11 protein-coding genes and 1 tRNA gene are annotated in these 12,274 nt (G+C 65.0%); 4 read left to right on the top strand and 8 right to left on the bottom strand.

All coding sequences use genetic code 11. The features are described 5' to 3' along the window. Window positions 1-4 precede the first annotated feature (4 nt). Entirely contained in the window at window positions 5-247 is a 243-nt protein-coding gene (locus ACOOF5_RS06885) for a MoaD/ThiS family protein (protein ID WP_420437777.1), read from the bottom strand. A gap of 165 nt (window positions 248-412) precedes the next feature. On the opposite strand from ACOOF5_RS06885, the gene ACOOF5_RS06880 reads away from it, so the two are divergent. Beyond that, window positions 413-1,117: a histidine phosphatase family protein gene (locus ACOOF5_RS06880; protein WP_420437776.1), complete on the top strand. Its 705-nt coding sequence runs from the start codon at window positions 413-415 to the stop codon at window positions 1,115-1,117. A gap of 36 nt (window positions 1,118-1,153) precedes the next feature. On the opposite strand, the gene ACOOF5_RS06875 is transcribed toward ACOOF5_RS06880, so the two are convergent. Continuing rightward, a complete protein-coding gene (locus ACOOF5_RS06875; protein ID WP_420437775.1) occupies window positions 1,154-1,363 on the bottom strand; it encodes a hypothetical protein in 210 nt (69 codons plus the stop codon). An 80-nt stretch (window positions 1,364-1,443) separates the two neighbouring features. Here ACOOF5_RS06875 and ACOOF5_RS06870 point away from each other — a divergent pair. Continuing rightward, window positions 1,444-1,516 (top strand) — tRNA-Lys (locus tag ACOOF5_RS06870). Window positions 1,517-1,524: 8 nt separating this feature from the next. Here the strand turns inward: ACOOF5_RS06870 and ACOOF5_RS06865 are convergent. Further along, window positions 1,525-1,911, bottom strand: a complete 387-nt coding sequence (locus tag ACOOF5_RS06865; RefSeq protein ID WP_420437774.1) for a hypothetical protein — start codon at window positions 1,909-1,911, stop codon at window positions 1,525-1,527. Window positions 1,912-2,014: 103 nt separating this feature from the next. On the opposite strand from ACOOF5_RS06865, the gene ACOOF5_RS06860 reads away from it, so the two are divergent. Then, window positions 2,015-2,506 (top strand): prepilin peptidase, encoded by a 492-nt coding sequence (locus ACOOF5_RS06860; protein WP_420437773.1) that lies wholly within the window; start codon window positions 2,015-2,017, stop codon window positions 2,504-2,506. Between the two features lie 51 nt (window positions 2,507-2,557). On the opposite strand, the gene ACOOF5_RS06855 is transcribed toward ACOOF5_RS06860, so the two are convergent. The 5 genes from ACOOF5_RS06855 to ACOOF5_RS06835 all read right to left on the bottom strand — a co-directional run bounded on the left by ACOOF5_RS06855 (window position 2,558) and on the right by ACOOF5_RS06835 (window position 11,636). Further along, a complete protein-coding gene (locus ACOOF5_RS06855; RefSeq protein ID WP_420437772.1) occupies window positions 2,558-3,271 on the bottom strand; it encodes a hypothetical protein in 714 nt (237 codons plus the stop codon). Between the two features lie 446 nt (window positions 3,272-3,717). Next, the gene (locus ACOOF5_RS06850; RefSeq protein WP_420437771.1) at window positions 3,718-4,551 is read right to left on the bottom strand and encodes a hypothetical protein; all 834 of its coding nucleotides are present in this window, start codon (window positions 4,549-4,551) and stop codon (window positions 3,718-3,720) included. A gap of 67 nt (window positions 4,552-4,618) precedes the next feature. After that, window positions 4,619-5,359: a hypothetical protein gene (locus tag ACOOF5_RS06845; protein ID WP_420437770.1), complete on the bottom strand. Its 741-nt coding sequence runs from the start codon at window positions 5,357-5,359 to the stop codon at window positions 4,619-4,621. 337 nt (window positions 5,360-5,696) lie between these two features. Continuing rightward, entirely contained in the window at window positions 5,697-6,737 is a 1,041-nt protein-coding gene (locus ACOOF5_RS06840; RefSeq protein ID WP_420437769.1) for a hypothetical protein, read from the bottom strand. Window positions 6,738-6,782: 45 nt separating this feature from the next. Continuing rightward, a complete protein-coding gene (locus ACOOF5_RS06835; RefSeq protein WP_420437768.1) occupies window positions 6,783-11,636 on the bottom strand; it encodes a hypothetical protein in 4,854 nt (1,617 codons plus the stop codon). A gap of 120 nt (window positions 11,637-11,756) precedes the next feature. On the opposite strand from ACOOF5_RS06835, the gene dut reads away from it, so the two are divergent. Beyond that, entirely contained in the window at window positions 11,757-12,191 is a 435-nt protein-coding gene (dut, locus tag ACOOF5_RS06830; RefSeq protein ID WP_420440921.1) for a dUTP diphosphatase, read from the top strand. Window positions 12,192-12,274 lie beyond the last annotated feature (83 nt).

Raw genomic sequence — 12,274 nt, 5'->3', positions numbered from 1 at the left:
CCGCTCAGCCGCCTGATACCGGCGGAAGGACGGCGATCTCGTCTCCAGCGTTGAGCTGTTCCCCTTCGAGCGCCGGTTCGCCGTTCAGCCAGACTCGGCTGGCCGCCAGCACGGCGATGAAGCCATCACCAAACGTCGCCTTTGCCCAGTCCAGTGCCTCGGCGACCGACGACGCCTCTGTCTGGATGCTGCCGACGCCAGCCGCTTCGCGCGCCCCCGCGAACAAGCGGATCGTCACCGTCGGCATCGCCGTGAGGCTACCGATCACATCTCGGAGGCATCGCTGCCCCAATGACCCTCCCGTCGCGTCACCTGCTGCTTCCCGCTCTTGTTCGCTGCGCTCACGGGCCGCGCGGGCCACGGCTTCGCCATTCGGCTCAGCCTCAGTGACGGCCCGCTACGGTCAGGCGCCGTGACACAGCATTCAGAGTTGCTGGCGGTGCGACACGGCCAATCCGAATGGAATCTGCGCGGCCGCTGGCAAGGACAGGCCGATCCTGCATTGACCAGTCTCGGTGAACGGCAAGCCGAGATTGCCGCCGATGCCCTGGCGGCAACGCTCGCTGAGGCGGACGACAGCTGGCGAACGCCGGTGATGCACGGACGCGACCTGCATACCGGTCGGCATGCATTCGACCTGCCCGCATTCGACCTCATCGTGGCGAGCGACCTGCAACGTGCGCGCCGGACTGCGGAGATCATCGCGAAGCAGCTGGGCGTCAGCGAGGTCGTGGCCGACGACGCACTGCGCGAGCGCAGCGCGGGGCCTTGGGAAGGCCTCACTCGAGCGGAGATCGACGAGGGTTGGCCTGGCGATGTCGCCGCCAGGCGATGGCCGCCCGGATTCGAGTCTTCCGACAGCATCGCCCGGCGGCTGCTGCCGGCATTGCAGCGTCATCTTTCTGTGTGCGGACGTGTTCTGCTGGTGGGTCACGCAGGTGTGCTCAAGACGATCGACGCACGAGTGGGCCTCGGCGACGATCGGGTGCCGAACCTGGCAGGCCGCTGGTTCTGGCTCGACGGGGCTGCGGCTGACGCGACGTGGAGCTGGGATCAGCTGGAGCCCCGCAACCGGGTCGAATTGGTTTCATCCGACATCGACCTCATGATCGAGTAGCTGGCCCAAGCCGCACAGGCGCACGCGGAGTGACGTTCAGGACTCGGTGAGCCAATCCGTGGCGACTGCGGGATCGATGTCATCGTCCGCCAGCAGGCCCAGGGTTCGCTCCGCCCGTTCCAGATCGTCCTCGATGGCGTCGAGTTCGTCGTCGCCGAGCAGTTCGGGGTGCAGTTCCGACTGGGGCGGCCCAGCACGCAACCCATCGGGCGAAGGCGGCTCTTCGGGCCCGGATTCGGGGGACACCGTCGTCAGGCTAGAGCGAGAACCCCCGCCAGTAGCCTCGAGACGAGTGCCGGAGCGCCGGATCGGCGATCGTGGACTGCGGGCCGCTAGCTCATCAGGTAGAGCAGGGGACTTTTAATCCCAAGGCGCCGGGTTCGAGTCCCGGGCGGCCTACCGCTGCGTCAGGGTTGGGACGGTTCGGTCCCGAAGGGGCGGAACCGTTCTCGTTCGCCGCGGATGTCTTGCAGGCTGCACACTGGCAGCTTGTGCACTTCGAACCAGCCGCCTTCGGCGGCGAGCACGCCGTGCTTCCAGTGCGGCCGCGCCTCGGTGTCAGCGAACGTGATCCCGATGCGGGCGCATCGTTCGGAGTAGCGACGGTTCGCCTGATCGGCGTCGAAGCGGTCCGCGGGCGCCTGGGCGCGCCACTCGCGGGTCACAGAATCGGCCGCGATCACCGCAGCGCGGAAACGGGCGCTGTAGCTGCCCGCGTCGACCGCCACGTCACGCACCTGGGTCTGCACCACCACGATCGCAGTGGCGCAGATCGCCCCCACCGCAGCAGTCACCAGCAGCCAGCTCAGCGAAGCAGTCCCCCCGCTGGAGCGCCCGCGTCCGCCGTCGCGGCGCCGCCTCTGCCGACAAGCCGGCGGTAGCGGTCCCGTGGCCGACATGCACTCGATCGGCACCGCAGCAGTGTGGGCCGCCGTCGGCGTCTGGGTGCTGCTCGGCGTCCACGCCAGCGTCACCGACCTGCGGCATCGGACCATCTCACGACCATTCTGCTGGGCCGCTGCACTGGCCGTCTCGGCACTGCTCACTGCTGCCGCGGTCGCGTACGACCAGCCGAGTCACATGCTTCTCGTCGCCGCCGGGGTCGTGCCGGTGCTCGCCGCCGGCGAAGTGCTGTACCGCACCAAACCCGACGCGATCGGCTACGGCGACATCCGCCTCGTCAACGCCGCCAGCATCCTCACCGCATGGTGGGGACCCCAATGGCCCTGGTGGGCACTGCTCGCCGGCACCACGCTCGCACTCCCACAAGCCGTCACCGCCCGCACCCGCCATGGCCCTACCGCCGCCATCGCCTGGGCGCCCGCACTCACCGCAGGCACCGCACTCGTCGTCGTCGCACAACTCACCGCCCACGGCACCACACCATGAAACAGTCCAGACCAGACTCCCGGCCCTGCACGCTTCACGTCGTGTCGCTGGTCAGCCGGTCCAGCGCCGAAGCGGAACTAGCGCCAGGTCCAGCCGGGGCCCGCAGTCGAGATACGTACCCACCTCATCGGGTTCGGGCAGCACCGGAGCGCCCCGCGCGGCGCTGTCAGGAGCGACGAACCGAGTTGCCCATGTGTTCGCGCCGCACGCCACCACCTCACCCGAGGCACCGTCAACCAGCCACGTCACACCCGAGAAACACTCGTGATTGGCCGGATGCACCGTCATCACCAACAGCGCCCCGTCGCGCCGAGCCTGTATGCGCCACCAGTCGCCTTGCGCACGAGGTGGTTCCCGCATGGCATACGACGTAAGCCGGTCATCGACCGCCAGCCACACGACATCGCCTGCCGCGCCGGCCTCCAACGTCGAATGACGAGTACCGATCTCAGTAGCCAGAGCCTCCGATGGCCCCTCCAGACGCCGCGCCGGCTCGCCCCAACGAACCAGATACGACCCGGACTCGATCCCGAGCGCGCCGCCCACCTCGATGCCGCCTTCGCCGTGAGACACCATCCCCACCCCGCCAGAACACCCCACCGCCAGCCCCGGCAACGGAACCTGGCGCGACGTCTGAGCATCGGACCCCCACGGCCAGTACCGCAGCCACCACACCACATCCGCATCACCCGACGGGATACCGCTCGAATGCGCCCACAACTGCACCACGCCAACAAACGGCCACGAAGGCGCCACGCCTTCCACAAACCGAGGCCACTGCCCCGGCGGCTCGGGCTGCGTTGGGGCTGACGCCCTCGAAGGCTCCGAAATCTGCGGCATCTGAATGTCAGCATCACCGTTGTGCTTCTCTGCCGGGCCCCCTGCCTCACGTCCATCTGCCGTAGCAGGCGATGCTGCATACGCAATGGCCGATCCGGGGAACGTTGAATCTGGCTTGCCCGAACACGCCAGAGGGGCCAATAGCGACAGCACTGCCAACAACCTCCCAATTCGACCGATGCTACGGACACGCATTCGGCAGTCTGCCTCACACATATTCGTCTCCCGTGACACAGAGCGCCCGACAGTTTCCCGTCCCCGCTTCGAATACTCTCGTCGTCGAAACCCTTGCGCGAACTACGTAGGTCCCACTCATGTCGCTTTCGTCTCGTCGATCATCAAAGGATCCGTCAGAACTTGGCAGAAAATCGTCACGCGATCTCACGTCTCGCTTTGATGCTCTCAAAATCAATACCGTTACGAATGCCGTCACTACAGTTACGCTCTGACGTTCGCGGGAGCTGGTAACTCGACGGCTCGTCGTTTGACCCGTTCGATCGGATGAACGCTATGCCGCCGGTGACTTGGCCGCATGCAATCAAGGTACCAGAATTTCCGTCAATTACGTAGGCAATATTCCACGGACAAGCTCCCTCGGGATCCCTATATTGCAAGCCGTAGTTGCGCCCATCGTGTCCCGCGAAGAATACTGCCGAGTAATCATCATACCATTCCCGCAGGCTCTCGTCCACGTCAACTTGGCCAATGTCTACTTCGTCGAATCTTCCTGAGGAGAGCATGTACCACTGGCTCTTGCTTCCAATCGAAACGTCAACAGCCCAGCTCGGGTAGCCGGCATCACGTACCGGGACGCCAGCTACCGAAATATCAATCGGTTTCACTTCTTCAGAGTCAAGAGGTGCTAGCAATTCCGTAAACAGCGGGTACGCATAGTCACCCCATGGAGCGAAGTAGATCGACGATCCGCCCGACCCACTTATCTGGGTTCCTCGATCATCGGCAACAGGTGGCGTCGGGCAGTCATCTGTGCCGCCGATCTCCAGCAGATGAAAAGTCTCTTGACTGTCATCCCAATAAGATAGTGCGCCTGTAACGAAGCCATAGAATGGCCAAGGAGGCGCCATCCTGATTTCAGGTTCCTCACCGACCACATCATCTATGGCAACCAAAGCTGCTGCTGTCCCTCCCGCCCTCTCTACAACAGGGTCTATCAACATAGCCACCATCATGAGCACTAGACCCATGATGAACTTTCGCCGGTGCCGGAACTGCACCCTGAATCGCCCGCGAGTTACTGACGAGGCATTGGTTCTATGTGACAACCGACGCAACATCGATCCCCCACCGGTAGGTTCCAGCACGACTGTTGCTGAAGCCATGCATCATGATATAGTCTAAGAAGAGCAGGTATGCGTTTACATTTGTCACTGGATCCAGTCGCTCCATGCCGAGGTCCGATAGTAGCACAGCGAAGTTGGCGCTAGTACCGTCATCCCACTTGCCGGTGTATTCTTGAGGTATGTCGGTGAATGCTCTAATGCAATCTTGAACAAAATAGTGACAGGATTCGTAGGGTCGCTTTGCAGCCGCTGCCTTCACGCGCAATGCAACTCCACCGGGACAGCCATTGTCTACATGAAAATGATGCTGATGACCGTCAATTTTGCGGGCTAGCACATAGCTAAACCACTTTCGTAGGCCCGCTTCAATTGCGACGAGGCGCCTATGTCGCGCCACGTCAACAATTTCTTCCTGGCCATTGCACGGGCGGCTTGCTGTATGGACATTGCCGTTCTTCCAGCCCAACCAATAGATATCTATAGCGCTGCCGGTATAGTGAAAGCTGTCCTTTCCGTTCGAGGTTCTGAGACCACCTCCGTGTGCCAAGACCGATACGGAACCCAGCGATGCACCAAAAGTGCGCGAAAAATAGCTAGTATTCTCCAGAAAGGCCCTCAGAGGTGCATACAAACTCTTGTCACACTGCAAACCAGAGCCGCTAGCGGAGAAAATTCGCTTTCCGTTGGCATCCTGAACTTCGTCAACATCCATGGTGTCGAGATTACAGACCGGCATGTTTTGACTATTGTAATACCATTTTTCGCCTCTGCTGCTCAATCCCCAGTTGATAACCCTTCTGATGCTAGCGGGTAGAGGATACGTGACAGAATCATCCTTATGTCCGATAACAGGCAAAGACTTTCGGAGTTTAGCGACTGCGTCTTTATCGTATGCCGGAGGGTCGTATACACATGTGTTATTCTCTAGAGCCAACTTCTTGTCCTATTGTTGAGAGGAGTATGCATGAGTGAGTACGTGCGTCAATGCCCGTTCTAAGAATCCAAGACCAATGTCTTCTAATGTTGACTCCGCGGCATTCCACTGATCATTAGTTCCAACTGGATACGACAGCGAGCCCAGAATCCAACTGATGAACTATGGGAGACTCAGCTAATTTTTCTCGGATGCCAATTGCCTCTCCGTCTTCGAAATACCTTACTAACCGCCTTCCGTCGGCACTCAGCACATCGACATGTAGCCCATGACTGCCTGCATGCACGCCCAATAGACTTTCGTTGGGAGAGATCTTGAACCGCTGGAGCCCATTCGCCTCGTAGCCGGTTGTACCCAATGTATCTCCAATCACCAATATCGGGCCAGAACCATCGTGACATGTTCCCCATATTCCTCCGTGGTTGACGGCTATGACCTCTACATCACCGCTGCGGGCGAGTAGTTGCTCGATATCACCGACTTCTACTTTGAACAGCGAGTCTGGACTGTCCGCGAATACATATCGCTCGATGGCTATGGTCGAATCGCCGCCGACAAACGCACCGACTGCACCACCGAACTCATCTTCCGGTCGAAATGGGTCTCGTGACCATGAAGTTAATTCTTCAGACGCAATGAGCATCGGGAGCCGTTCCGAGAATTGATGACGATGACCCGAGGCTGTGGCACGCCATGGTTGATTTCGCAACCGCTGCGACTCTGCTCCCGCAGATGCAAGGAGCGATTCGTAATCGGTACCATGATCGAAAGATACGGTTTCTGTCATCACAAGTTGATGTCCACCGACCGCGATCGAGTCTTCGATGACACCGAGGCAGCGTGCGGTGAACCCGTGGGGTGTTTGGACTGTGTGGTCGGTGCCGATTGTTTCCGATCGAAGGGTCACACTACCGTTATCGGAACCAACGCGCAAGGTGAATAGTTGGCCTTTCCAGACAGTTGCGTCCGCGAATCCGGGCTGGACTTCTACGATCTCCACACCAGACTCGATCTCTCGTAGGCCGCCATCGAGGGTTGGAGCCGGCCGGCTGTCGGTGAGGAGACTCCAACTTCCCCATCCGGCGACAGTTGTGATGCCGGTGCCACCGATTACGGCCAGGAAGCGGCGGCGATTCATCGACGACCCAGTGTTCATGCAATCTCCAAGTGGCTGTCTGAGTGCTTCGGGACAGTCAGCGGTTCACGACCCCGACTGATCCGACCCGCTCTGCTGCGGATAGGGAATCTTGACGTTCAGCGTGAACCGGCCGACCGCCGTGACCTCCGTGCCGGAAACCGTCGCTGGAGGAACGGTGGCCGCGACCACGTAGACGCCCTGTGACAGTTCGAGTTGCAGCCGCGAGTCGGTCGCGTGCCCGTCCAAGTACCCATATCCGGTGTCGACGTTGTTGTTGGCTCGGCTGCTGGGAGGCGGCGTGTCTAGGTCGACCGTGACGGTGTCGCGACCGCCGACGGTTTGGGTGCCTGTCGCCCGGTACAGCTCCAGATAGGTGTCTTGCGGGCTAGGCGAGGTCACTGCGCCCAGCCGAATGGTCACGTCCGCGGCGGCGTCGTACACCCTGAACACGAAGAACTGCGCCGGCCGGTCCCCGTTCGCGTGCGGCACAGAACATCTGGCATCGGCGGGCCAGCTCTGGGAGGCCATGTGCCAACGGCCCCGGGGGACATGGGTGACGCAGCCCGCAGGCACAGAGACCGTGCTGCCGCTTGACGTCTTGGAGATCGTGAGCGCATAACGCGACGGCGACGCACACACGCTGTCACCCACAACGACGGCTTGTCCGGTCTTGCAAGTGGTGCCGCCGATGTCGAGCAGCGCGGCAGCGTGATGGCCCGAGCCCGAGTCGGGCACGGCGATGTTGAGTTTGGCGGTGTAGGGGCCTGCTGTGGGTGAACTCGCGGTGAGGATTCCCGATCCGCTTGCGTAACTGAGCACGGTGCTCACGTTGGTCTGGCCGGTGACCGTGACGCGGGCGTCGGCAGGCTGGTAGCCGAACACGAACGTGGCGGCCTCGCCGGGCACAGCGTGCATCTTTGTGCTGAGCCCGTGCATGGTGACTGCGGATACGGCGAGGTCGTAGTTGCCGGTTCGGCTGGGGCTGTAGGTGGTGGCTACGATGGTGTAGCGGCCGGGTTCGAGCTTGATGCCGGTGAGCCGCGAGTTGGTGGACGCGGTGCCGGCGTGGGAGCCGACGTCGTCGTTGAAATGCAGCACAGTGCCTTTGCCTGCGGGCTGTGCGCCGTCGAGCAGCACGAGGTAGGTGTCGAGCCGGCTCGGGTTCGACGCTGCGGACTCCAGTTCAACGGTCACCCACATGGTCCGTTTGAGCTCGAAGGCGTGCCGTCGTGCGTAGCTGGCGCTGATGCCGATCCGACGCACTTGTGATGTGCACTTGGGGTCCGCGGCGATGGTCCCGTGGCGGGTGACCGCGCCCGGCGCCAGCACCCCGATGTCCTCGAAGCACTGGGTCTGCGCTTTCAGCGTCGCTTTCAGTGTGACCTGCTGCGAGGCGGGCGCGTAGCCCGGCTTGGTGCATGACACGGCGACATCGAGGCTGCCGGGCGCGGTGACGGCAGCGGACACAGTGCGGTCGGCGGGATTGGTGCCATCGGCAACGGCGGCACCGGCGGGCGTCGCGGTGCACACCGCGTCGGCGGGTGTGACGGTGAAGTCTGCTGTGACGGTGACCTGGCCGGTGCCGTCCGCTGTGGTGTCGTCGAGGCCGTTGATGCTCACCGGCGGCTGGCAGGTGACCGTCAGGCGGGCTGTCTTGGCGGTGCCGCCCAGGGTGGCGGTGGCTGTGGCGGTGCCGTCGGCGGTGCAGTTCAGGGCGGCGGCGGCGGTGCGCCGATGCAGGGTGGTGCCGTCGGGTCCCACCACTGCGGCGGCTGTGTCCTGGGTCTGGGTGTCGACGGCGACGCCGCCGGTGGCTGCCCATGCCACGTTCAGCGCGGCTGCGGTGGCGGTCGCTTCGGCCTCGACGCGCAGCGTGCCGCCTCGCGCCATAGTGCACGCATAGGCGACATCGACGCCGTCGGGCACAGTTTCGGCGGCGTCGCACTCGCCGCCGCCGAGCGCTCGAGCGCCGATAGTCGTGACGCCTGCGGCGAGCTTGGCTGTGAGGGTGACAGTCTGGGTGCTAGCGGTGTGCCCCGGCGCTGTGCAGTTGACGGTGACGGCGAGGCTGCCCGGAGCGGTGATATCGGCGGACACGGTGCGGTCCGCGGCGCCGGTGCCGTCGGTGATCGTGGCTGTGGCGGGCGTCGCGGTGCACGCGGCTGCGGCAGGGACGACGGTGAATGCCGCTGTCACGGAGACGGCGCCGGTGCCGGCTTTGGCGGTGCCGGCGAGGCCGCTGATCTTGACGTGCTTGTCGTGCTCCGCGTCGACGGTGAGCTTGTAGGCGCCGGTGCGGCTGCCGCCCCAAGTGGTGGCCTCAATCGTGTAGTCGCCGGCGGGCAGTTTCTTGGCGATGCGGCTGTCGGTGCTGGGCCCGCCGTCGTCGTCCCGGCCGATCACCGCCCCGTCGGCGCCGTGGCCGCCCAGCAGCAGCGCGTAGGTGTCGAGCTTGACCGCGTTGGCGGGGTCGTTGCCAACGTCGATCGTGACCTGCGCAGGTGCGTCGAGGGCGAACGTGTGCCGACGCGTGTAGAACGTGCCGCTCTTGTCTCTGTGCGCGGTGGTGCAGTCCGCGTCGGCTGTGATCGTGCCTGACCGGGCGGTGGTCCCTTCGGGAAGGGTCCCCAGCGGATCGTCGCAGGCCACCGCCGGCGGCACGGGGCCGCAGGCGACAGCGACTGTGACCGTGCGTTTGTGGGCGCCTGCCGTGGCGGTCAAAGTGAGGGTTCCGTCTGCTGTGCACGACACCGTCGCCGCGGCAGCACGCGAGAACACCGCCGGGGCCGCATCAGCCGCGACCGTCTGGGCCTTAGCCTGAGACTGCGAGCCCACCGCCGCGCCACCCGTCGCCGCCCACGCCAAACTCAACGCACTCGACGGACCCTGCGCCGTGCCGCTGACCACGAGCGTGCCGCCGGCCGGCACGGTGCACCCATAGTCCGCAGTACCGCCTGCGGTCTTGGCGCAGCCGCTTCCCGAAACGGTCAGACTGGCTATCGCGAGATGCCCGCGCAGCGTCGCTTTGGCTGTGCCCTGGGAGCGTCCCGCAGCAGTGCAAGAAACGGTGACGTCTTGGCTGAACGGCGCCGCGCGGGTGAGCGAGACCGTGCGCGCTGCGCGCTGGCCCACGCTGATCTTCACGTCCGACGGCGTGGCGGTGCAGGCGGCTGTGTCGGGCTCGACGGTGAAGTCGTCGCTTGCCGCGGCCTGGGTCTGGCCGATGCCGTACCCGTCGGCGAGGCCGATGATCTTCACCGGCGGCTTGTCGGGCGTGACGGCGAGCGTGAGCGTGAACGCTCCGGTGACATTCGCGGTCGGGGTGGTGACCTCGATCGTGTAGGCCACGCCCGCGGCGAGGGCGACCCCGCTGAGCTCGGCGTCGGTGCCGGTGCCCGAGTCGTCATCGGACGCTGCCACCGTCGCTGTGGCGCCTGTCCCAGTCAGCATGTACACGAACACGTCCGCTGCTGCGGACGACACGCCGACGTCGAGCTTCGACGCTGCGGCAACGGTGAGCGTGTAGCGGCGCGCCCAGTGCGGGGACTGCGCGTTGCCCTTCTTCCACGACGCGCAGCCTGCCGCCAGCGTGCCCGAACGTGTCACTGTGCCTGCACCGAGGCTGCCCAGTGCCTCGCTGCAGGCCCCGGTGCGGACGAATGCTGCGGTCGCCTCGGTGGGGGCATGGTTCGTGGCTGTGCACGCGATCTTCACCGTCACAGTGCCGGTCGCGGTGCCTGTTGTGGTGACGGTCACGGTGCGGCTGCTGCCGGAGTCGTCGCTGAACGCCACCGTCGCGACGATGCCTGAGACCCGCGTCGCTGTGCATGCCGCGTTCGCGGGAGCGACCGCAAATGCGTCCGCGAGCGCCGCTGTGGTGCCGGTCGCGCCGCCGACGCCGGTGATGCGCACCGGGTCGCGGCAGTCGATCGCGAACGCGGCGGTGTGCGCCGTGGCGCCGGCGACGCTGGTCGTCGCCCGTGCGGCGCCGTCGGCGGTGCAGGTGATGGAGGCTGTGCTGCTGCGCTGGTAGCGGCCGGTGACCTCGTCGAATAGCGCGGCGCTCTGAGAGGCCGTGACGGCGACGCCGCCGGTGCGGGATGCGGCAGGCCATGCCACAGCGATGTCCGACACCGACGCGGTCGCGGTCACCACCGCGGTGAGGGCACGATCGGTTCCGGTCCAGCAGTCCCACGCGGCATCCGCGCCCGCCGGAGGGGACGCGTCGGGCGAGCATTCCCCACCCGAGGTCGCCCGAGCCGTGACCGTCAGGTTGACCGCGCGGGCCGTGAACGTCACGGTCAGTTCTGCTGCCGCACGGCCGGCCGCCGTGCAACGCAGCCTGACCTGCACCGTGCCGGTGCCGGTCGTGGTCACGCTGACAACACGGTCCGCGCCGGAGCGGGGCGCCACCGCGACGGCCGCGGCGATACCTGACACCCTTGTCGCGGTGCAGGCCGCATTGGACGGCGTAACGGAAAACGACGCGGTCATCAAGCCCGCCCCGTTGCGCGACGCCCCGCTGTAGCCGGTGATGCTCACACCCGGACGGGCGGTGAACACTGCTGTGTCGGACCCTGCCGTGTAGCCCGTCGCTGTGCAGGTGACGCGCACCGTGATCGTCCCGGTCGCGGTGCCGGTGTCGACCTCGAGCACCCGACTGCTGGAGGTGTCATCAGTGAAGTCGAAGCGGGCCGTGATGCCCGACACCCTTGTCGCGGTGCAGTCAGCCCCCGACGGCGACACGCTGAAATTGTCCGCCAGCACACCCGGGCCGTCCTCGGCGTCGCCGCCGAAACCACTGATGCTCACCCGCTGCTCGCGGCTGGTGAACGTCGCTGTGCTGGTCGCGGTGGTGTAGTTGCTGCGGCTGCAGGTCACCCGCACGGTCACCGACCCGGTGCGGGCGGTGGTCACCGTCAGTGTCCGGTCCGCGAGGCCCGCGCCGCTGACGGTGGCCGTCGCGGAGATCCCTGACGTGCGCCGCGCCCGACACCGGTCAACACTGTTCGGGCCTCACCTACAGTTCTCGCCGTGGTGGCTGTTCCGATTCGACGCCTTGATCCGGACCTTCCGTTGCCGGCCTACGCGAAGCCCGGCGACGCGGGATGCGACCTGCTGGCCGCCGAGGCGGTCACGCTCGCCGCAGCCGGCGGCCGGGCGATAGTGCCAACGGGCATCGCTGTTGCGATCCCACCTGGCTATGCGGGTTTCGTGCAGCCTCGCAGCGGACTGGCGTTGAGGCACGGGGTCACCTGCGTGAACTCGCCCGGGTTGATCGACAGCGGCTTCCGGGACGAGCTGCGGGTGCTGCTGTTGAATACCGACCCGACCGAGCCCTACGAGATCCAACGCGGCGACCGCATCGCCCAGCTGGTGATCCAGCGTGTCTCCCAGGCCGAGTGGGTCGAGTTGGATGCGCTCGACAAGACCGAACGGGGTCTCGGGGGATTCGGGCACTCGGGTCGCTGACGGGGGATTCCGTCGCCCTCGCGCACGAGGCACGCGTCGATTGGCCATCGACGGTTCTGAGCGGTTACCCACCCAATCGAGAC

The organism is Candidatus Poriferisodalis sp. (assembly GCF_965214215.1).
GTDB lineage: Bacteria > Actinomycetota > Acidimicrobiia > Acidimicrobiales > Poriferisodalaceae > Poriferisodalis.
The sequence above is the reverse complement of the archived record's forward strand: the minus strand, read 5'-3'. Positions and strand labels throughout refer to the sequence as shown.

Excerpts from the sequence above, each read along its gene's own strand:
- ACOOF5_RS06885 (WP_420437777.1), bottom strand. The coding sequence starts at position 247 with ATGCCGACGGTGACGATCCGCTTGTTCGCGGGGGCGCGCGAAGCGGCT.
- ACOOF5_RS06860 (WP_420437773.1), top strand. The coding sequence starts at position 2,015 with ATGCACTCGATCGGCACCGCAGCAGTGTGGGCCGCCGTCGGCGTCTGG.
- ACOOF5_RS06850 (WP_420437771.1), bottom strand. The coding sequence starts at position 4,551 with ATGGGTCTAGTGCTCATGATGGTGGCTATGTTGATAGACCCTGTTGTA.
- ACOOF5_RS06845 (WP_420437770.1), bottom strand. The coding sequence starts at position 5,359 with ATGGATGTTGACGAAGTTCAGGATGCCAACGGAAAGCGAATTTTCTCC.
- ACOOF5_RS06840 (WP_420437769.1), bottom strand. The coding sequence starts at position 6,737 with ATGAACACTGGGTCGTCGATGAATCGCCGCCGCTTCCTGGCCGTAATC.